The following is a 20918-nucleotide window of genomic DNA, read 5'->3' as shown; positions in this document are numbered from 1 at the left end:
AAAAAAAGTATACCATAAGCACTTAAAGAGATTCATAGTTTCCTGTTATCTTTGAAGGGTTTCTTCCCGCAAGGCCCTGCGGAGGATTTTGCCCACGCTTGTTTTCGGAAGTTCGCTTCTGAATTCAATCATCGCCGGTACTTTATAGGCAGCAAGATTGGACCTGCAAAAGGCGATAATCTCTTCATCTGATGCCTGCCGCCCTGCTTTTAACACAACAAAAGCTTTGACAGTCTCTCCCCTGTAAGGATCAGGCACCCCGATAACGACAGCCTCCTGCACCGCTTCATGTTCATAGAGAACTTCTTCTATGTCTCTCGGGTACACATTGTAGCCGCTTGCGATGATCAGGTCTTTTTTCCGGTCAACGATGTAAAGGTATCCCTCTTCATCAACCTTTGCGATATCGCCCGTAAAAAGCCAGCCGTCCCGGAGCGTATTGGCCGTTTCCTCAGGCATGTTCCAGTAGCCCTTCATCACCTGGGGGCCTTTAAGGATGACTTCTCCGAGTTTTCCGGCAGGCACTTCTTCTTTGCCTGTTGCCACATCGACAATTTTATAAGCCGTGCCCGGCACGCCGATTCCGACGCTCCCAGGCTTCCGCTTGGCAAACGGCGGGTTGCAGTGAGTCGTTGGAGCAGCCTCTGATAATCCGTATCCCTCAAGAATTTTGGCACCCGTTTTGCGCTCGAATTCATTCAGCAGCTCAACAGGCATCGGTGCACTGCCGCTGTTGCAGATGCGGATGCTGCTGATCCCGTACTCCTCAGCTTTAGGATGGTTGGTAATGGCCACATACATCGTCGGTACACCCGGAAAAATGGTCGGCTGTTCACGTTTGATGGTCTGCATCACTTCCTCAAGGTCAAATCGCGGAAGCAGAATCATTGAATTCCCTCTCAGGACAGTCAAATTCATGCACGAGGTCATTCCGAAGACGTGAAAGAGCGGGATTACTGTCAGGCAGCGTTCTGAGCCGGTCTGAACTTCATGCTTGAAAAATTCGAAAGACTGATAAATATTTGCAATCAAATTTCTGTGTGTAAGCATCGCCCCTTTTGAGCGCCCGGTCGTTCCTCCTGTATACTGAAGCACGGCGATATCGTGCTCCGGTTCAATCTGCACCGGAAGAACCTCTCCTGTTGAAAAAGAAAGAAACTGCGAAAACGTAAAATCTCCCTCTGCAGGAGTCATTTCCTCCTGCAGACTGACGGTAATAATCCGCTTTAAAGCCGTGCCTGCACTGACCGCCTTTACTCGCGGATAAAGCGCATCATATACGACAATCGTTTCCGCGCCGGAATCATTCAGAATATAATCAAGCTCCCGTTCGACGAGCATCGGATTAACCTGGGTGATAATGGCTCCCGCTTTAAGGGCTCCGTAATAGGCTGCCGGATATTGCGGGCAATTTGGAAGCATGATCGCCACCCTGTCCCCTTTTTGAACGCCTTTTTTCTGAAGCGCTGATGCAAAGGCAATGGTCATCCCGTACAGCTGACGGTAGGAGATGGATTTCCCGTAAAACGAAATCGCCTCTTTGTCGCCGTAATTCTCAACGGTTTCTTCAAGCATCTGCGGAATGGAAATGTAGGGTATTTCGAACTCGTGACTGACAGTATCCGGATAATTAGCTAGCCATTGATCCAATTGAACTCCTCCTTATGCTAAAAAAGATAGACTTTTTCAAAAGGTAATCGTTCCTCCGTCTGCGAGTAGAGCAGCAGCTGTTACATATGAGGCATCGTCGCTTGCCAAAAACAGCACAGCCTTAGCGATTTCTTCAGGCTGGCCGATTCTGCCGAGCGCATTGGATGTTGTATAAATGCCCCATCTTCGTTCATCATTCCGCCATTCATCAACAATGGCTGTATCGATCACACCCGGAGCAATGGCATTGACCCGGATCCCGTCTTTCCCGTAATCAAGCGCGGCATTTTTAGTGAGGGCTATGACTCCGGCTTTTGAGGCGTTATAAGGAGCCATTCGCTTTTTCCCTTTTATGCCGAGCACGCTCGACGTGTTGATGATCGATCCGCCCCCGCTCTGTTTCATATGCGGAACAGCATATTTCATGCCGAGGAAAACACCCTTCAGATTAATATCAACGACTCTGTCCCACTCCATTTCTTCCATATCATGAAGCTTCACACTCTGATTTGAAACACCGGCGTTGTTAAACAGGATGTGAAGGCCCCCGTATGCGGCAACAGCCCCATCCATCAGTCTTTCTACATCTTCAGCCTTTGCTGCATCTGTATGTACAAAAAGACAGGAGAATCCTTTTTCCCTCACAGCTGCAGCTGTTTTTTCCCCGGCCTCGTGATCGGCGTCCCCGATCACAACGTTTGCTCCATGTTCAGCAAAGAGGAACGCCGTTGCTCTGCCGATTCCTCCAGCTCCCCCGGTTATGACTGCTGTTTTCCCCTCAAGTCTCATCACTCAGACTCTCTTTCAATGATGGCGGCGATTCCCTGGCCTCCTCCGATGCAGGCCGTAATCATTGCAAAACGGCCGCCTGACCGCTGCAGTTCATATACGGCTTTCGTCATAAGAATCGCTCCTGTCGCACCCAATGGGTGTCCATGTGCAATCGCACCGCCGTTTACGTTCAATTTGCTGTGGTCAAACTTCAGTTCACGGTCACATGCCAGAACTTGAGCGGCAAACGCCTCGTTCAGTTCAATCAAATCCATGTCGCTGAGTGAAAGGCCTGATTTCTCAAGTGCAAGCTTTACTGCAGGAACCGGACCTATTCCCATAATGTTCGGGTCTACTCCTGCAACTGCATACTGTCTGACTGTACACAGCGGTTTTAGTCCAAGCTCCGCCGCTTTTTCGCGGGACATGACGACAACAGCGGATGCCGCGTCATTTAACCCTGAACTGCTTCCAGCCGTAACCGTTCCGCCTTCTTTAAATGCAGGCTGGAGTGCTTCCAAACCCTGAATCGTCGTATTCGGACGCGGGTGCTCGTCTCTTTCGAATAGAAGCGGCTCCCCTTTTCGCTGAGGAACAGGGACGGGCACAATCTGCTCGTCGAATCTGCCTTCTTCGACAGCTGCGGCCATCCTCGCTTGGCTTCTCAGTGCATATTCATCCTGCTCTTCCCTGCTTATTTCGTATTTGACCGCCAGATTTTCTGCTGTTATGCCCATTGGCGGATTTCCGATCTCCTTCGGCGAAAGGACAGCAGATTTAAATTTTGGCGGTGCAGGACTGAATGCTTTTTTCGGCTTTTCCATCAGAAATGGCGCAAGGGACATGCTTTCTGTTCCTCCGGCAATGTAGACGTCTCCGTCACCGGCTTTGATGGCCTGGGCTGCAAGACAGACTGCATTAATGCCTGAGCCGCATTGCCGGTCTACTGTCAATCCGGGAATGCTGATAGAAAGGCCGGTTGTTAAGGCAGTGAGTCTTGCAATATTGCCTCCGCCTGACAGGACGTTTCCAAAAATAACATCATCAATCATATCTGCCGTAACGCCTGCACGGTTCATGGCTTCTTTTATGACGATTGCCCCGAACTCATTCGGTTCCATGGCGGATAGCGCACCGCCCTGGCGTCCGATGGGTGTTCTGACTGCCGCTACAATGACAGGATCTCTGTTCATTCTTCTTCCTCCTTACATGGCATGTGTTCCGCCGTCAACGACGAGAACATCACCGGTCATAAAGTCTGATGCTTTAGCTGCAAGGAACAATGCAGCTCCTTTTAAATCCTGGTCGGTCCCGAACCTCTTGAGCGGCGTCATGTTCAGGAAATGGTCTTTTCCATTCTCGATAATGACCTGGGACATTTTTGTCGGGAAAAATCCCGGGGCAATCGCGTTGACATTGATGTTGTATTGGCCCCATTTCACAGCTAAATCCTTTGTAAAGGTAATAACCGCTCCTTTACTGGTGTTATAGGCAATCGTATCCATGTAGCGCGGGTCTGTCCCTCCAAGGCCTGCAACGGAAGCAATGTTGATGATTTTTCCGCTTTTTTGCTGGATCATGTGCTTTCCTGCTTCCTGTGACATCAAAAAGGTGCCCGTTACATTCACATTCATGACTTTATTCCACGCATCAAGCGGCATGTCCTGTACCGGAGCTCCCCATGTAGCACCGCTGTTATTGACGAGAATGTCAATTTTTCGGAACGTGTCCACTGCTGTCTGCACCACATTTTTCACATCAGCCTGATTCGTTACGTCACACCCGAGTGCGATCGCCTTGATTCCGTATTCACTGCTCAGCCTTTGCGCTGTATCCTCACAGGCAGCTGCCTTTCTGGAGCAGAGCACGAGCGATGCGCCGGCCTGGGCAAAGCCTTCCGCCATCTGGGCGCCAAGCCCCCTGCCGCCGCCTGTAATTATGGCGACCTTGTCTTTCAGATCAAAAAGTTCCTTGATGTGCATGATATCCCTCCTTATACAGTCTGCAGATTCACATCGTATTTTTTCAGTTCAAGTCTTGCCAGCTGTGCACGGTGAACCTCATCAGGACCGTCGGCGATTCTGAGCGTTCTTGCCCCTGCCCACTGAGCCGCAAGCGGAGTATCTTCGCTTACTCCGGCTGCTCCAAATGCCTGAATAGCACGGTCAATGACTTTTAAAGCCATGTTTGGAGCAATCACTTTAATCATGGCAATTTCCGTTTTCGCCTGTTTGTTTCCAACTGTATCCATCATATAGGCAGCTTTCAGCGTCAGCAGCCTTGCCTGCTCAATTTCAATTCGGGAATCAGCGATCCACTCTCTGACAACACCCTGGCTTGATATCGGTTTACCGAAGGCTTCTCTCTTTTGTACACGCTTACATAATTCTTCAAGCGCACGTTCTGCAGCCCCTATTAAGCGCATGCAGTGATGGATGCGGCCCGGTCCAAGGCGGCCCTGGGCAATCTCAAACCCTCTTCCTTCGCCTAGAAGCATATTCTCTGCAGGAACGCGGACATCCTTAAACGTAATTTCAGCATGACCGTGCGGAGCATGATCATAGCCAAAAACGGGAAGAACTCTTTCAATAGTAACTCCCGGAGTATCGAGCGGCACGAGAATCATAGACTGCTGCTCATATTTAGGAGCGTTGTAATCAGATTTACCCATGACAATCGCAATCTTGCAGCGCGGATCTCCTGCACCGGATGACCACCATTTTCTTCCGTTGATGACATACTCATTACCGTCGCGGATAATGCTCGCTTCAATATTTGTCGCGTCAGCTGAGGCAACGTCTGGTTCTGTCATGGAAAAGCAAGAGCGGATCTCGCCCGCAAGCAGCGGTTTCAGCCATTTTTCTTTCTGTTCATGCGATCCATACCTCACAAGCACTTCCATGTTTCCAGTGTCAGGTGCAGCACAGTTGAAAACTTCCGGAGCGAGCAGCGAACGGCCCATAATCTCACAAAGCGGAGCATATTCAAGATTTGTCAGCCCGGCACCATATTCGCTTTCTGGAAGGAACAAGTTCCACAGTCCCCGTTCCTTTGCTTTGGCTTTCAGCTCCTCCATAATAGGAGGAATGGCAGACCATCTCGTTTCCTGATCATTTAATTGCTCTTCATATTTCTTTTCATTCGGATAGACGAATTCTTCCATAAAAGAGATTACCTGCTTCTGCAGCTCAACTACCTTTTCTGAATACGAGAAATTCAACTCTCATCACCCTTTCATCCACCTTACTAACCGGTTGGTATGTAGTTCTGTTTCTATCATAATATGATTCTGCCAAAAAAGACAACTATTATTCTAAAAATTCTGTTAAATATTCATTGTCCCCCGTTTATCTGCCCGCTAAAAACTCCTTTCCAATCCTTGTAGAAAGTGATATAATTCACTTGTTTTATGTGTAAATGAACGTGATGAAAATAGATTACGCACTAAAGAAGGTGGGAATACAAATTGTCGCAATATGAAACACCGTTATTTACAGGGCTAAAAGAACATGCAAAGAAAGATCCTGTACAATTCCATATTCCTGGACATAAAAAAGGAGCAGGCATTGACCCGGAATTCAGATCTTTTATCGGGGAATCTGCTTTATCTATAGATTTGATCAACATCGGCCCGCTGGATGATCTCCACTCTCCTAAAGGCATGATAAAAAAAGCCCAGGACCTCGCAGCAGAAGCATTCGGAGCTGACTATACATTCTTCTCTGTGCAGGGCACGAGCGGGGCCATCATGACCATGGTAATGGCCGTCTGCGGACCTGGAGATAAAATCCTTGTCCCGCGCAATGTTCATAAATCTGTTATGTCTGCCGTAGTTTTCTCAGGTGCAACACCGATCTTTATCCACCCTGAGATTGACAAAGACCTCGGCATTTCGCACGGCATAACAACCGAATCTGTTGAACATGCACTTGAGCAGCATCCTGATGCAAAAGGGCTGCTCGTCATTAATCCTACGTACTTCGGCGTTTCAGCTGATTTGAAAAAAATCGTGGAAATTTCTCATTCCTACAACGTGCCGGTGCTTGTTGATGAAGCACACGGCGTGCACATTCATTTTCATGATGACCTGCCGCTTTCAGCGATGCAGGCAGGTGCTGATATGGCCGCTACAAGCGTTCATAAGCTAGGTGGCTCCATGACTCAAAGTTCGATCCTCAATGTGCGGGAAGGACTTGTTTCGGTTCAGAGAGTCCAGACAATCCTGAGCATGCTGACAACAACGTCAACTTCCTACCTGCTGCTTGCATCCCTTGACGTGGCAAGAAAGAGGCTTGCCACAGAAGGACGCGATCTTGCCGAAAAAGCGATACAGCTTGCAAATGAAACAAGAAACAAAATCAATGAAATCGATAAAATTGAATGCATCGGAGAAGAAATCATCGGCACAAAGGCCGCTTATGATTACGATCCGACGAAATTAATCATTTCGATTAAAGAGCTCGGACTGAATGGCTATGATGTAGAAAAATGGCTGCGTGAAAACTATAATATCGAAGTGGAAATGTCTGATTTATACAACATTCTCTGTATCATCACACCTGGTGACACGGAAAGAGAAACCGGAATCCTGGTTGAAGCGCTGCAGGCGCTGTCGGCGCAATTTGCACACGCATCAGCTGATAAAGCTAAGCCGGAGGTCATGCTTCCGGATATTCCAGTACTGGCTTTAACGCCGCGTGACGCTTTCTACGCTGACACAGAAATCGTTCCGTTTTCAGAATCTGCTGGCCGGATCATTGCAGAGTTTATCATGGTGTATCCTCCGGGGATTCCAATTTTCATTCCAGGAGAAATCATTTCAGAAGAGAACCTTTCATATGTGCGCAAAAATCTTGAAGTCGGGCTTCCCGTCCAGGGACCGGAAGATCCGGAACTCCATTACCTGCGGGTAATTAAAGAGCATAGAGCGATTAAATAACTGAAGCATGGTGCATGCTGAAACCCCCGGGAAAGAGTTCCCGGGGGTTTGTTTTGTTATTTATTTGATAACAGCGGATTGGTGTGATGCTGGGCAGCTTATAATTTGTTCTGTCTGATTTATGGGGTACCATTTTGACGCTTTGCTGCCCTATAAATTGCTCCGCCTGATTTATAGGGCACCATTCTGGCTTTTTGCTTCCCTATAATTTGATCAGTCTGATTTATGAGGTACCATTCTCGCTTTTTGCTTCCCTATAACTTGTTCCGCCTGATTTATGAGGTACCATTTTGGCTTTTTGCTCCCCTTTAATTTGCTCCGTCTGATTTATGAGGTACCATTCTCGCTTTTTGCTTCCCTTTAATTTGCTCCGTCTGATTTATGAGGTACCATTCTCGCTTTTTGCTTCCCCATAATTTACTTCGCCTGATTCATGGGGTACCATTTTGATGCTTTGCTTCCCTGTAATTTGCTCCGGCCGATTTATGAGGTACCATTTTGACGCTTTGCTTCCCTGTAATTTGCTCCGTCAGATTTATGGGGTACCATTCACCTTGTCTTTTAAACAGCAAAAAAAGCATGCAGGCCCCCCTGCATGCTTTTCAATCTTCTATTTAAACCCCTTGAATAACTGTCATTTCTCTCTCTAGTACTTGGCAATCGCAGCTTGTGCATTTTCCGTACAAAACACTGACCTTTTCATCTTCAAAATGATCGATCGTTCCGTTGCAGGTTTGACACACGATTGTTCCCATTTCCATACCCCTTTTTGAATGGATTAGCACTATTTGAAAGCGCTTAATACTTTGTAACTTTATAATAATATAACACATTTAATCCGTCAAGCCTAAATTGTATAACACATTTAATCTTTTTATCTCTAAAAGTATTCTTTTTTGAAAAATGCACAAAAAAACTGGCGGAACGGATCTGTTCGCCAGTCTTTGCTTAACTATTCATATTGAGTTGTTAATTGGACGGACGGGATGACTTCACGGAAGAAATCTGACAGTTCTGCTGCCTGCTGCAGTGTATCAATCCGAAAGGTGCGCATGAGGAATTCGAGGTCTTCGATATCTGATGAGTCAAGGAGAACAGATTTTCCGGTCTGAAGGCAGATGACGAGAGGTTTGCCAAAAAACATGCCTGAATACACGATGGCCATATCGTACCTTAAATCACTGGAAGCAAAACCAACATACCTGACATTTGCCTGTTCGGTATCATCATAAAACTTTTCCAATGTGTTCATGATGGCCTCCTTCTTTTTATCGGATTATTCAGATTAATTATACTTCATTATTCCGAAGAGCACAATCATTTCCCCTTGAACTTGCAAGCCGGCGGATAATATGTAATATTTTAAATAATCGGACATCTATAAAATTGTGCTTAGGAGTTGACGCAATGGCCTCACACGCTTTTATTCATTTAGTCGAAGGATCTGCTCAGCAGACAATATCCCTCCAACAGGTTGAGGAGCTCTTTCTTTATTACAAAGAGATAACAGGAAAAACGGGCGAACAGCTGCAGTTTGACTATGACCAGTCTGCTTTTCCATACGAGTGCAAGCATGAGGACGGATATCTCTCCCTTACCTCTGAGGAGCGCGGCTATGCAAAAATGTATATTGGAGCAGGTCCCGTGAATGAAGAGGCCTTTTCATTTCTGCAAATTACCCTGCCGGCAGATTCCAAATATGGCGACAGAAATAAAGCAAATGAATTTTCAAAGTTTCTGGCAAAAAAACTAAAAGGGGTACTGACTTTATTCAACGGAAGGAAGATGTACTATTACAAAAGATGAAAACAGCGATCGCCAAAGATCGCTGTTTTCATTCTAAAGAGGAGTTTCAATTGTATCAGGATCAGCCATTTCATACCCTTTTTGTTTCAGTCCTGTCACAATGGCGCTTAATGCTTCGCTTGTCCACTTGCGGTCATGCATTAGCAAGTTTGCACCATCAGTCAAGTACGGAGTATTGATCATGATTTCTGTCAGTGCTTCTTTTGTCTGGTAATCACTTTCCCAGTCATAGCCGTACGTCCAGTTCATCAGCACCATCTTTTCCTCTTCCGCAATTTTTCCGCTTTCATCTGTGTTGCTTCCAAACGGAGCTCTGAAAAAACGGGGACGTTCACCCGTTATTTGCTCAACGAGATCATTCAGAACCGTAATTTCCCTTTTCTGTTCTGAAGGGGTCAGGTCCTTAAGATTGGAATGGGTCATTGTATGATTTCCAATAGGGAAGCCAAGCTGATAAATCTCTTTCAGTCTTGCTTTCTCCTCTTCCGTATCCAGGAAATGACCATTTACAAAGAAAATCGCCTTTACTCCCATCTTTTTTAATGTCTGAGCCATCTCCACACTGTGCTGATCAGGAGCATCGTCGATAGTCAGAAGCACCGCTTTCGGGCTGACATCAGGACTTAAAGGCTTAAGTGACCAATTTTCCGGATCGATTTTATATTTTGGCGTTTTATCCAATATGGCTGGCTGTTTAGTCTTTTCATCTGATTCCAGATCTGCTGCAGGCTCTGGTTTTTCCTCCCCTGCCTCATGTACCGCTTTCTCTTCCTCAGGCGGCTTTTCTTCGTTTTTGCCGCCAGTTCCTGATGCAGTGCATCCTGCAAGGAAAAAAGCTGCTGCCGTCATACAGAGTGCTTTTCTCACGTTCTTTCCTCCCCGGTGCATTCTTTTTAGAATAATTTGCCGCCGATTGCTTCACTATATAGGAAGAGGAATTAATTAACAACACTTCTTATTTCCTATTTTGAAGGAGGTCTGAATATGAAGAGACTAACACCTGTTTTTATCCTTTCTCTCATCGTTTCTGTTCTTTTTATTTTGTGGGGAGCGCTGCCAAAAAGCATAATCGGGAGTGCCAATCTGTCAAATGTAACGACACTTATCCACGGATTTATTATTGAAAAATTCGGCTGGTTTTATCTGCTGACTGCTACTTTTTTTCTTATTTTTGCAATTGGATTAATTTTTACGAAGTACGGAAACATCAAGCTTGGAAATGATGATGATGAACCAAAGTATTCTTACCTCAGCTGGTTTGCGATGCTTTTTAGTGCCGGCATGGGAATCGGACTTGTGTTCTGGGGAGTATCTGAGCCGATGAATCATTACAGCGCACCTCCTTCCGGTGAAGGATTCACGGATGAATCTGCCCGTGCTGCGATGCGCTACTCCTTTTTCCACTGGGGCCTTCATCCTTGGGCCATTTACTCGGTTATCGCTTTATCACTTGCTTATTTTACGTTCAGGAAAAATCAAAACGGAGTTATCAGTAATATTCTTCGGCCGCTTATTGGGGATCGTGCAGATGGAAAGGCCGGCGTACTGGTAGACTTCCTTGCAGTGTTTGCCACCATTTTTGGAGTTGCAACGTCCCTTGGGCTCGGCGCCATTCAAATTAGTGCAGGTGTCTCCTACTTGTTTGACGGAATCAGCAATACATTTTCAACCCAGCTGATTATTATTGTGATAGTGACCTTTCTTTTCATGCTGTCTGCTCAAACAGGGCTTGATAAAGGAATTAAAATACTCAGCAACGTTAATATTATTCTGGCGATTGCCCTCATGCTCTTTCTGCTCTTTGCAGGCCCGACAAATTTCATCATGGATTTGTTCACGACAACCATTGGCGGATACCTGCAGAATTTGACCTACATGAGCTTCCGTCTTACGCCTTTTAACGAGGAAAGCACATGGGTTCAGGATTGGACCATCTTTTACTGGGCATGGTGGATATCGTGGGCTCCGTTCGTCGGCACATTTATCGCACGGATTTCCAGAGGTAGAACAATCAGAGAATTTCTGATCGGTGTTCTTGCTGTTCCAACCATTTTCGGTGCATTGTGGTTCTCAGTTTTCGGAGGTTCCGCATTATACCTGCAGCACTTTATGAAAAAGCCAATCATGGATATCGTCAATGATAAAGGGATGGAAGTCGCTCTGTTTGCTGTCCTTGAACAATTTCCGTTTGGCATGTTCATGTCACTGCTCGCTATTCTCCTGATTAGCACTTTCTTTATTACTTCAGCCGATTCGGCAACTTTTGTGCTTGGCATGCAGACAACAGACGGAGACTTAAATCCGCCAAACAAAATCAAATTTGTATGGGGCTTTATCCAATCTGCTGCAGCTGCCGTTCTCTTATGGATTGGCGGTCTTGAAGCTCTTCAGAGGGCATCCATCATTGCTGCACTTCCGTTTGCCGTCATCATGATTTTAATGGTCATTTCGTTAATGAAATCATTGAGACGCGAAAAATTCCCTGTTATGAATCGGACTGAGACTAAAAAAGACACTTTGTAATGAAGTGTCTTTTTTCTTTGCTCTTTCTTACCCTCTCATATCGAATTTCAGTTTTGGAGGGTACGCATTCTTCTCTTTCTTACCCTCTCACATCGTTTTTCAGTTTTCGAGGGTACGTATTCTTCTCTTTCTTACCCTCCCACATCGTTTTTCAGTTTTCCAGGGTACGCATCCTCTCGCTGCCTCACCGTTCCACCTTGTTATGAAGTAAATTATAAATTTTTGCGACAAACTGTCATTGTATTTTTCATTTTTGTAACAAATAGGTAACATTCAGGGGAATATTCGGAAAACATGATAAAATAGCATTAATTTAGATTAACGGAAACTGTAAAATAGGTACGAAGTAGGACTTAGTTCGGACCGTTACGACCATTTCATTAAAAGGGGTGGACAATATGGCAAAGTCGGTTATTGTCGCCTTCATCATGCCAGTTTTTCTTCTTTCATCTTGCAGTCTGAATATATCCTCAGAATCGCTGCGTCCAGAAGACGATGATAAAAAGCTGCTGTTTTTTTCAGATGAACAGGATGAACACCGGGAATCTGTTTATTTTGATGCTCTGATTGATCTGAAACAGGATTTCCCCGAAGAAGTGGAAGACTTGGAATTTGTTGAAACGAGCAGTGATGAAGACTATCCTGTAGACATTGATACATTTCCTTCGCTTGTGGTTGTAGACGATAATCGCGTCCTCTTCCAGATTGAAGGCCACGTAGGAACAAAGGAAGAAATTATTAATCCCGTTGTAAAAGCTCTTTCAGGCAGCAGCGGAGATCGATAGACGGATTTCACACCGTCTTTTTTTTCTGCAAAAAAACCCCCTGATGGATGCCATCAGGGGGTTTGATTATTATTTAATAATGTGGATTGGGCTTCCGATTGCAACTTCAGCAGCTTCCATTGTGATTTCTCCCAATGTTGGATGCGCATGAATTGTCATTGCGATATCTTCTGCAGTCATGCCAGCTTCAATTGCAAGGCTTAGCTCTGAAATCATATCAGAAGCAGCCGCACCTGCGATTTGAGCTCCGATAACAAGACCGTCTTCTTTACGTGTAACAAGTTTCAAGAAACCGTCTGTTTCGTTAAGAGAAAGAGCACGTCCGTTAGCAGCAAATGGGAACTTCGCTGCAACAACTTCGATTCCTTCTTCTTTAGCCTGTGTTTCAGTGTATCCAACTGTAGCCAGTTCAGGCTCAGAGAATACAACAGCAGGAATTCCGAGGTAGTCGATTTCAGCATGCTCGCCGGCAATTGCTTCAGCAGCAATTTTACCTTCGTATGAAGCTTTATGAGCAAGCGGAGGACCTTCAACGATGTCACCGATTGCGTAGATGTTAGAAACGCTTGTACGGCACTGCTTATCAATTTTGATAACGCCGCGGTCTGACATTTCAACGCCTACTTGCTCAAGTCCAAGCTCATCAGTGTTTGCACGGCGGCCAACAGTTACAAGAAGGTAATCTGCTTCAACTGTCTGCTCTTCGCCTTTCACTTCAAAGGTTACTTTTACGCCGTTTTCTGTTTCTTCAACAGATTTTGCTTTTGCTTTTGTATGGATTTCAACGTTTCCTTTTTTCTTAAGGTTACGCTTAACAAGAGAACTCATTTGCTTTTCGAAGCCCATAAGGATTTCATCCATTGCCTCGATGAAGACAACTTCAGAACCAAAGTTGGCATAAGCTGTTCCAAGCTCAGTGCCTATGTAGCCTGCACCGATAACAACAATTTTCTTTGGAATTTCGTTCAAGCTTAGAGCACCAGTTGAATCAAGCACTCTTTTAGAGTATTTGAATCCTGGAATTTCAATTGGGCGAGATCCAGTAGCAATGATTGCGTTTTTGAATTTGTACGTTTGAGATGAGTTGTCATCCATTACTTTAATAGATTCGCTGTCAACAAAGTAAGCTTCTCCGCTGACAATCTCAACTTTGTTTCCTTTAAGAAGTCCTTCAACTCCGCCGACAAGTTTCTTTACAACGCCAGCTTTGAATTCCTGTACCTTTGTAAAGTCAACTGTTACGTTTTCGGCTTTAATTCCCATGTCTTCAGAATGCTTGGCATTCTCAAAGCGGTGACCTGCAGCAATTAAAGCTTTTGAAGGAATACATCCTACGTTAAGGCAAACGCCGCCAAGGTTTGCTTTTTCTACGATTGTTACTTTTTGTCCTAGTTGTGCAGCGCGGATGGCAGCTACATAGCCGCCAGGTCCCGCACCAATGACAAGAGTATCTGTTTCAATAGGGAAATCTCCTACTACCATTGAATTACGCCTCCATTAGAATAAGTTGTGGGTCGTTCAATAAACGCTTAATGTGATTTAGAGCATTTTGTGCTGTAGCACCATCAATCATGCGGTGGTCAAAGCTCAGTGACAGCGCAAGTACTGGAGCAGCAACAATTTCTCCGTCAACAACGATTGCTTTTTCAGCGATGCGGCCGATTCCAAGAATCGCAACCTCTGGGTGGTTGATAACCGGAGTGAACCATTGGCCGCCTGCAGAACCGATGTTTGTAATCGTGCAAGAAGCGCCTTTCATTTCCGCAGCAGAAAGTTTACCGTCGCGGGCTTTTGTAGCCAGGCCGTTAATTTCATCAGAAATTTCAAAGACTGATTTGCGTTCTGCGTTTTTAACAACAGGAACCATAAGTCCTTTTTCTGTGTCAGCGGCAATACCGATGTTGTAGTAATGCTTTTGAACAACTTCTTCGGTTTTGTCATCGATTGAAGTATTAAGAACCGGGTATTTCTTAAGCGCTGATGTAAGAGCTTTCACTACGTACGGTAAATATGTTAACTTAATACCCTGCTCGGCTGCAACACCTTTGAACTGTTTTCTGTGAGCAACAAGGTTTGTTACGTCCACTTCGTCCATCAATGTTACGTGAGGAGCTGTATGCTTCGAGTTAACCATTGCTTTAGCGATCGCTTTGCGCATCGGGCTCATTTTTTCGCGTGTTTCAGGGAAGTCGCCTTCTGGAACAGCTTGTTTAGCAGGTGCTTTTTGCTCTGCTTTTTCTTCTTTAGCTTCTGCCTTCGGAGCTTCAGCCTGAGCTTCAGCAGCAGGTTTAGAACCGCCATCAAGGAATGCGTCGAGATCTTCTTTGCTTACGCGGCCGTTTTTGCCTGAGCCTGATACCTGACGGATTTCAACGCCTTTTTCACGAGCGTATTTGCGTACTGATGGCATTGCGATTACACGCTTGTTTGGATCTGCATCAGCCTGATCTTGTGCACCTGCACCAGTTGCTGCTTCTTCTTCCTGTTTAGGAGCTTCTTCTTTTTTCACGTCCTGGCCGGCTTCAGCTGTAGCCTGAACTTGAGCTTCCTCTTTTTTAGACTCTTCTTTAGCAGGCTCATCGCCATGGTCGTCACCTTTAAATTTAAGGTTTTCGTAACCTGGTGCATCAAATGTGATAAGAGTTTGTCCAACCGTAGCAACAGTTCCCTCTTCCACTTTAACCTCAATTACTTTTCCTTTGACAGGAGAAGGAATTTCTACGACTGCTTTATCATTCTGAATCTCAGCCAGAACATCATCTTCGTTTACTTCATCGCCAGGCTTGATAAACCACTTTACAATCTCACCTTCGTGGATACCTTCACCGATATCCGGCATTTTAAATTCGAAAGACACGGTATACTACCTCCTATTTTTCATATGGAAAAGAAACCAGGTGTCAGGTCTCGGAAGAACTTTGATCGTTCAAATGCTTTTGCGCCTTCGATGCGCTCCATCATGAAACAATAACACTCTGCCCGGACCAACTGATTTCTTTTCATAAATGTATAATTAGAAATTCATTACTTTTTTAGCTGTTTCAATGACATCCTTGAAGTTAGGAAGCCATACTCCCTCTGCTTGAGAGAATGGGAAAACAGTGTCAGGAGCTGCTACGCGAAGCACAGGTGCTTCAAGGCTTAAGATAGCGCGGTCGTTGATTTCAGCCACTACGTTAGCTGCAATGCCGGCTTGCTTTTGAGCTTCCTGTACAACAATTGCACGTCCTGTTTTTTCAACAGATGCAATAATTGCGTCAATATCAATCGGGCTGATTGTGCGAAGGTCGATAACTTCTGCAGAAACGCCTTCTTTTTCAAGCTCTTCAGCCGCTTTTAAAGATTCATGAACCATTGCTCCGTAAGTGATGATTGAAAGGTCTGAACCTTCGCGCTTCACTTCTGCTTTGCCGATTTCAATTGTGTACTCTTCTTCCGGAACTTCCTGGCGGAATGAACGGTAAAGTTTCATGTGCTCAAGGAAAACGACTGGGTCGTTGTCGCGGATAGCAGAGATTAAAAGTCCTTTGGCATCGTATGGAGTTGAAGGAATAACAACCTTCACACCAGGCTGCTGCGCCATAAGACCCTCTAAGCTGTCAGCATGCATCTCAGGAGTATGAACGCCTCCGCCAAACGGTGAACGGATTGTTACTGGAGAATTCCAGCGGCCGCCTGAACGGTAGCGCATACGTGCCATTTGTCCTGAGATGGAATCCATTACTTCGTAAACGAAACCGAAGAACTGGATTTCAGCAACCGGACGGAAACCTGTCAGGCCAAGTCCGATTGCAAGACCGCCGATTCCTGATTCAGCAAGCGGCGTGTCAAACACGCGGTCTTCGCCAAATTCTTTTTGAAGTCCTTCTGTAGCACGGAATACTCCTCCGTTTACGCCAACGTCTTCTCCGAATAGAAGAACGTTTGAATCGTTTTTAAGTTCTGTGCGGAGAGCATCCGTAATTGCTTGAATCATTGTCATTTGAGCCATGGCTTACTTCGACTCCTTTGCTTTGTAGATTTCATATTGCTCTTTCAGATTGAATGGCATTTCTTCATACATGATATCCATTAGATCTGTTACTTTTTGTTTTGGATATTCATCCGCTTTTTTAATCGCTTCTTTAATATCTTCTTTAGCCTGTTCGATCACTTTGTTCTCTTCTTCTTCGCTCCAGATGCCTTTTGTTTCAAGGAATTTGCGGAAGCGTACAAGAGGATCTTTTTCTTCCCACTCGGTGTCAAGCTCTTTTGTGCGGTAGCGTGTCGGATCATCGCCGGCCATTGTATGCGGGCCATAGCGGTAAGTAAGTGTTTCAACAAGTGTCGGGCCTTCGCCGTTTACAGCGCGCTCGCGTGCATCACGCACAGCAGCGTATACAGCAAGTGCATCCATGCCGTCAACTTGAATACCTACGATACCTGCAGCAGCCGCTTTTTGAGCGATTGTCTGTGCAGCTGATTGTTTTTCAACCGGAGTTGAGATCGCAAAACGGTTGTTTTGCACAACGAAGATAGCCGGTGCTTTATAAGCGCCTGCAAAGTTGATTCCTTCGTAGAAATCGCCCTGAGATGCTCCGCCGTCACCAGTGTAAGTGATTGCAACAGCTTTTTTATCTTTCTTTTTAAGTCCAAGTGCAACACCCGCTGTCTGGATGATTTGAGCACCGATGATAATTTGAGGAGATAATGCATTTACATCCTCAGGGAACTGGTTTCCGTGGAAATGTCCGCGTGAGAAAAGGAATGCTTGGTATAAAGGAAGTCCGTGCCAGATAATCTGAGGCACATCACGGTATCCAGGAAGAACGAAATCTTCTTTTTCAAGTGCAAAATGAGAAGCGATCTGTGAAGCTTCCTGTCCTGCTGTCGGTGCATAAAATCCTAAACGGCCCTGGCGGTTCAATGAAATTGAGCGCTGGTCCAAAATACGCGTATACACCATACGGCGCATTAATTCTTTTAATTGGTCATCTGACAAGTCCGGCATTGCAGCTTCATTTACTACCTCGCCCTGCTCATTCAGAATTTGGAACGTTTCAAACTGCTTTGCAATTCCTTCAAATTGCTTTTTGCTGTCAACTACAGCATTTTTCGTTTTAGCAGCCATCTAAGTCACCTGTCCTTTCTCTAATAAAAAATAATTCTTGATTATATGACACATACAGCATTAGCCTTCCCAAAATGACATCTTATGACACATTATTTTAGGCTTCACTCTACATATCTTTATACCACTTTAGAGAATGCCGAAACGTTCTCTATGTATTGGACAGTACAAAAATCTGTACTAATTAAAGGGAAGAAAAAAATTAATACAATTCATTTCAACATGTTTTAGTGTACACCATTAAAAATGTATACGTCAATTGATTTATACTGATATTCTTTCAACCTTTTTGCTGCTTTTCATTTTACTTTTATTCCCTTTTAATCAATCTGTACTATAACTATTTGATATTCTGTACTATAAAAATCGATACAGCATTGTCTCTTTTTGCAGTTCCAGACATATCCTTCGTCAGCATACAAAAAATGCAGGGGCGGCTGCTCCCTGCATTCACTGAACTCCATTATGACGTTTTGCCTTTGGCATCTGACTGCTCGACTTCAATTCCGGCTTTTTTGTAAAAATCCATCTTAGCCTTGTTGTACTTTTCAGTAAAATCGTTGAATTCTTTATTCAGAGCCGCCACTTTTTCGTAGCTGCTGTTAATTTCCGTGATTTTCGCTTCCAGTTCCTCAAGCTTCAGATCTTTTTTCTGAAAAAGCTGATACAGCTCTTTATCAAGAGCGATCGCTTCATTATAAGCTGCAGAAAGTGCATCGTAAGCGTCGTAGCGCTGCTGCATCAATTTTTGCAGGTCAGAAGCTTTGCTTTTCAGAGCCTGATCATCCAGGTTCTTTGAAATGTCCTCAACTGCTTTGAATTCTTCTTTCGAATCCATGATGCTCTCTTTTTCATCTTCGGCTCTTTTCTCTCTTTCTTCAACGACAGAAAGTGCTTCTTCAGAAAGTGAGACGATTTTTTCATACTCTTTCATGCCGAGTGAAATGATTTCTTCGTAAAGTTCGTTTTCTTTTTTCTCAAGTTCCACCAATGGCTCCTGCTGATCTTCGAATGAACTTTCCGCCGAAACGGCTTTCTCAAGAGCATTATACATTTCTTCCTCTGCAGAAGTACCGCTGCAACCTGCCAGGAATAATGCTCCGGCAAGCAGCACTGCAGAAGCTGCAACCATTTTTTTCACCGCGAGTCCCCCTAACCCATTCAACATATTTACTATAAAAGGTTCTGGGTATTTTTACAATATTTTTATTTGTTTTAAAACTCCGGCATCTGAAAAATGACATTCATTTTTTGGGGAACTGGGCTATCGTCTATACACATTCAACCAAAAAACATAGGTTATATTAGACGCTGAAGGCTGATGCACAGGCTGCTGAGGGTAAAGCGTCACATTTAAAGGAGGTTTTCTCATGTACGGTTATCCTGGATACGGTTATGGCGGCTGCGGCTATCCTGGTTATGGACGCACGTTTGCTCTGATTGTTGTATTGTTTATTCTATTAATTATCGTAGGAGCAGCGTTTGTAGGTCATTGCTAAAAATGGCTTGCGGCAGCAGAGCCCACATTCGATGTGGGCCGCCGCATCCAAAAATGATACTGGTGGACAAGCAGGACTTTTCGTTTGATCCAAGTTCCATTATACTTAGTAAGATAATTCAGCAGGAAAAGGAGTGTGAGTCCGGGTGATTACTACGGAGGATATTATCAGGGAAGGTCATCCAACCTTGCGTAAAGCTGCAGAAGAAGTGCCGATGCCGCCTTCTGATGAAGATAAAAAAACGCTGCAGGAGCTGCTTGAATATGTCCAGAACAGCCAGAATCCCGAGATGATTGAAAAATACGGCCTGAGACCCGGGATTGGCCTTGCAGCCCCTCAAATAAATGTCTCCAAACGGATGATTGCCATCCGGTTAACAGATGAAAAGGGCCAATTGCACAGTTACGCTCTGTTCAATCCTAAAATTGTAAGTCATTCAGTTGAGAAAAGTTATTTAACAAGCGGAGAGGGCTGTCTCTCAGTTGACAGACCTGTTCCGGGATATGTTCCGCGCTATGCGAGAATCCGGGTAAAAGCCGTATCCCTTGAAGGAGAAAATGTAGACCTCAGACTTCGCGGGCTGCTTGCCATCGTCTTTCAGCACGAAATTGACCATTTAAACGGTGTGATGTTCTACGATCACTTCAGCAGTGAAGACCCTTTGCAAGAACCTGAAGGCGCCATTGCAATCGAACGGTAAAAGTAAGCACGTAAAAACCTGTCTTCTCTGCAGACAGGTTTTTTCTTATAGAAGACCGGTTTTCTTCAAGCCGTTCAAAATACCGTCTTCATCTACACTCGTTGTGATTTCATCTGCAATTTCTTTGAGTTCGGAAACCGCATTCCCCATAGCCACGCCGGTTCCTGCAAATTTAATCATTTCAAGGTCATTCAGCCCGTCACCAAATGCATATACATTTTCTTTGCTGATATTTAGGCGTTCGATAAGCTTTTTGATCCCCTCTGCCTTTGATCCGCCAAATGGAAGAATATCTGTTGCAAGTTCATGCCAGCGGATGATGTGAAAATCCTCGTATTTTTTATAAGCCTCTTCTTCGCCTTCTTTGCAGAACAGCAGCGTCTGATAAATCTCACGATTCCGGTAGAATTCCGGATCATGCTCTGGGTGCATGAATTTCAGGCTTCCCATGCTTTCATGTATGTAAGGGTGATCTGTTTCTGTTGACATCATCGTTTCATTGCTCATAAAGACAAGCGGATGATTCGAAGTTTTTGCGTATTCATATAATTCTTCCAGACGTTCTGTATGAAGCGGGTTTTTATAAATCACTTCACCTTCGAAAACAACATATTGTCCGTTGAAGCTGACAAAGGAATCGATTCCAAGCTCGCGGCGAAGGTCTTCAAACATGAACGGGGCTCTTCCTGTTGCAATCGCAACATGGTGTCCCGCTTTTTTCACATCCTCTACCGCTTTTCTTGTTGAATCAGGAATTTCCTTATCATGATTAAGCAATGTTCCGTCTATATCAAAAAAGATTACGTTACCTGTCATAGTATAGGTCTCCTTACTTGTACTTAATTTGGACAGCTTTTACATGACTCATCATAGCGGAAAATAAATGCAGCCACAACCAAAACACCTGCATTTTTTGCCGCAGCCCCCCCCTTCCATAAATACCCATGTTATCTTTTCCGATATTCACATATACTAAGTCTGGCAGATTCGAACGGTAAACAATCCGAAAATTGGACAAGATGGGAGTGTGGGACATAATGATGAAAAAACTCAGACGCAGATTGCGTTCTCAATGGAATAGCATTCTCGGCAGAAAATCAATAGCGTAATGAAACCTTTCTGCCCGCAGAAAGGT

At 44.8% G+C, this 20918-nt stretch carries 20 protein-coding genes; 6 read left to right on the top strand and 14 right to left on the bottom strand.

What is annotated here, in order from left to right:
• Window positions 1-45 precede the first annotated feature (45 nt).
• The 5 genes from JOJ89_RS08495 to JOJ89_RS08475 are packed head-to-tail and all read right to left on the bottom strand — an operon-like array spanning window position 46 to window position 5641.
• Window positions 46-1650, bottom strand: a complete 1605-nt coding sequence (locus JOJ89_RS08495) for a long-chain-fatty-acid--CoA ligase (RefSeq protein WP_029565544.1) — start codon at window positions 1648-1650, stop codon at window positions 46-48.
• A gap of 36 nt (window positions 1651-1686) precedes the next feature.
• Complete coding sequence (locus JOJ89_RS08490; protein WP_203290293.1) at window positions 1687-2439, bottom strand: SDR family NAD(P)-dependent oxidoreductase; 753 nt, start codon at window positions 2437-2439, stop codon at window positions 1687-1689.
• A complete protein-coding gene (locus JOJ89_RS08485; protein ID WP_203290098.1) occupies window positions 2439-3614 on the bottom strand; it encodes a thiolase family protein in 1176 nt (391 codons plus the stop codon). The genes JOJ89_RS08490 and JOJ89_RS08485 overlap by 1 nt, the downstream gene beginning before the upstream one ends.
• 12 nt (window positions 3615-3626) lie before the next feature.
• Window positions 3627-4403, bottom strand: coding sequence for an SDR family oxidoreductase (locus JOJ89_RS08480; protein WP_029285172.1), 777 nt, complete (start codon window positions 4401-4403; stop codon window positions 3627-3629).
• A gap of 11 nt (window positions 4404-4414) precedes the next feature.
• Entirely contained in the window at window positions 4415-5641 is a 1227-nt protein-coding gene (locus JOJ89_RS08475) for an acyl-CoA dehydrogenase (RefSeq protein WP_029285174.1), read from the bottom strand.
• Window positions 5642-5887: 246 nt separating this feature from the next.
• Between JOJ89_RS08475 and JOJ89_RS08470 the strand changes: the two genes are divergently transcribed.
• Complete coding sequence (locus tag JOJ89_RS08470) at window positions 5888-7360, top strand: aminotransferase class I/II-fold pyridoxal phosphate-dependent enzyme (protein WP_029285176.1); 1473 nt, start codon at window positions 5888-5890, stop codon at window positions 7358-7360.
• A 614-nt stretch (window positions 7361-7974) separates the two neighbouring features.
• On the opposite strand, the gene JOJ89_RS08465 is transcribed toward JOJ89_RS08470, so the two are convergent.
• Window positions 7975-8115, bottom strand: a complete 141-nt coding sequence (locus JOJ89_RS08465; protein WP_081414065.1) for a GapA-binding peptide SR1P — start codon at window positions 8113-8115, stop codon at window positions 7975-7977.
• A gap of 197 nt (window positions 8116-8312) precedes the next feature.
• Entirely contained in the window at window positions 8313-8612 is a 300-nt protein-coding gene (locus tag JOJ89_RS08460; protein WP_029285178.1) for a DUF3055 domain-containing protein, read from the bottom strand.
• Between the two features lie 155 nt (window positions 8613-8767).
• On the opposite strand from JOJ89_RS08460, the gene JOJ89_RS08455 reads away from it, so the two are divergent.
• Window positions 8768-9166 (top strand): DUF1885 family protein, encoded by a 399-nt coding sequence (locus JOJ89_RS08455; RefSeq protein ID WP_203290097.1) that lies wholly within the window; start codon window positions 8768-8770, stop codon window positions 9164-9166.
• A gap of 33 nt (window positions 9167-9199) precedes the next feature.
• Here the strand turns inward: JOJ89_RS08455 and JOJ89_RS08450 are convergent, their stop codons facing one another.
• Window positions 9200-10033, bottom strand: a complete 834-nt coding sequence (locus tag JOJ89_RS08450) for a polysaccharide deacetylase family protein (protein WP_242524679.1) — start codon at window positions 10031-10033, stop codon at window positions 9200-9202.
• Window positions 10034-10150: 117 nt separating this feature from the next.
• Here JOJ89_RS08450 and JOJ89_RS08445 point away from each other — a divergent pair, with 117 nt between their 5' ends.
• Together JOJ89_RS08445 and JOJ89_RS08440 are read left to right on the top strand one after the other, a co-directional pair.
• Complete coding sequence (locus JOJ89_RS08445; protein WP_029285183.1) at window positions 10151-11689, top strand: glycine betaine uptake BCCT transporter; 1539 nt, start codon at window positions 10151-10153, stop codon at window positions 11687-11689.
• A 398-nt stretch (window positions 11690-12087) separates the two neighbouring features.
• Window positions 12088-12474: a hypothetical protein gene (locus tag JOJ89_RS08440; protein WP_051827077.1), complete on the top strand. Its 387-nt coding sequence runs from the start codon at window positions 12088-12090 to the stop codon at window positions 12472-12474.
• A gap of 69 nt (window positions 12475-12543) precedes the next feature.
• On the opposite strand, the gene lpdA is transcribed toward JOJ89_RS08440, so the two are convergent.
• From lpdA to JOJ89_RS08415, 5 genes are all read right to left on the bottom strand, one after another.
• On the bottom strand, window positions 12544-13956 hold the full coding sequence (gene lpdA, locus JOJ89_RS08435; protein WP_029285196.1) for a dihydrolipoyl dehydrogenase: 1413 nt from the start codon (window positions 13954-13956) through the stop codon (window positions 12544-12546).
• 4 nt (window positions 13957-13960) lie between these two features.
• Window positions 13961-15331 carry a dihydrolipoamide acetyltransferase family protein gene (locus tag JOJ89_RS08430; protein WP_203290096.1) on the bottom strand — a complete coding sequence of 457 codons (1371 nt, stop codon included), beginning with the start codon at window positions 15329-15331 and terminating at the stop codon, window positions 13961-13963.
• 156 nt (window positions 15332-15487) lie between these two features.
• Window positions 15488-16465: an alpha-ketoacid dehydrogenase subunit beta gene (locus tag JOJ89_RS08425; RefSeq protein ID WP_029285200.1), complete on the bottom strand. Its 978-nt coding sequence runs from the start codon at window positions 16463-16465 to the stop codon at window positions 15488-15490.
• Between the two features lie 3 nt (window positions 16466-16468).
• On the bottom strand, window positions 16469-17584 hold the full coding sequence (gene pdhA / locus JOJ89_RS08420; protein WP_029285202.1) for a pyruvate dehydrogenase (acetyl-transferring) E1 component subunit alpha: 1116 nt from the start codon (window positions 17582-17584) through the stop codon (window positions 16469-16471).
• Window positions 17585-18047: 463 nt separating this feature from the next.
• Window positions 18048-18716, bottom strand: coding sequence for a YkyA family protein (locus tag JOJ89_RS08415; protein WP_029565540.1), 669 nt, complete (start codon window positions 18714-18716; stop codon window positions 18048-18050).
• A 238-nt stretch (window positions 18717-18954) separates the two neighbouring features.
• On the opposite strand from JOJ89_RS08415, the gene JOJ89_RS08410 reads away from it, so the two are divergent.
• Both JOJ89_RS08410 and def read left to right on the top strand, forming a co-directional pair.
• A complete protein-coding gene (locus JOJ89_RS08410; RefSeq protein ID WP_081414064.1) occupies window positions 18955-19083 on the top strand; it encodes a YjcZ family sporulation protein in 129 nt (42 codons plus the stop codon).
• Window positions 19084-19228: 145 nt separating this feature from the next.
• Window positions 19229-19783: a peptide deformylase gene (def, locus tag JOJ89_RS08405; protein ID WP_203290095.1), complete on the top strand. Its 555-nt coding sequence runs from the start codon at window positions 19229-19231 to the stop codon at window positions 19781-19783.
• Between the two features lie 45 nt (window positions 19784-19828).
• On the opposite strand, the gene JOJ89_RS08400 is transcribed toward def, so the two are convergent.
• Window positions 19829-20599, bottom strand: a complete 771-nt coding sequence (locus tag JOJ89_RS08400) for a Cof-type HAD-IIB family hydrolase (RefSeq protein ID WP_029285207.1) — start codon at window positions 20597-20599, stop codon at window positions 19829-19831.
• Window positions 20600-20918: the final 319 nt, after the last annotated feature.

The organism is Metabacillus sp. cB07 (assembly GCF_016839225.1).
Taxonomy (GTDB): Bacteria; Bacillota; Bacilli; order Bacillales; family Bacillaceae; genus Bacillus_P; species Bacillus_P indicus.
Note: the sequence above shows the minus strand (reverse complement) of the source record. Positions and strands in the feature narration are given on the sequence as shown.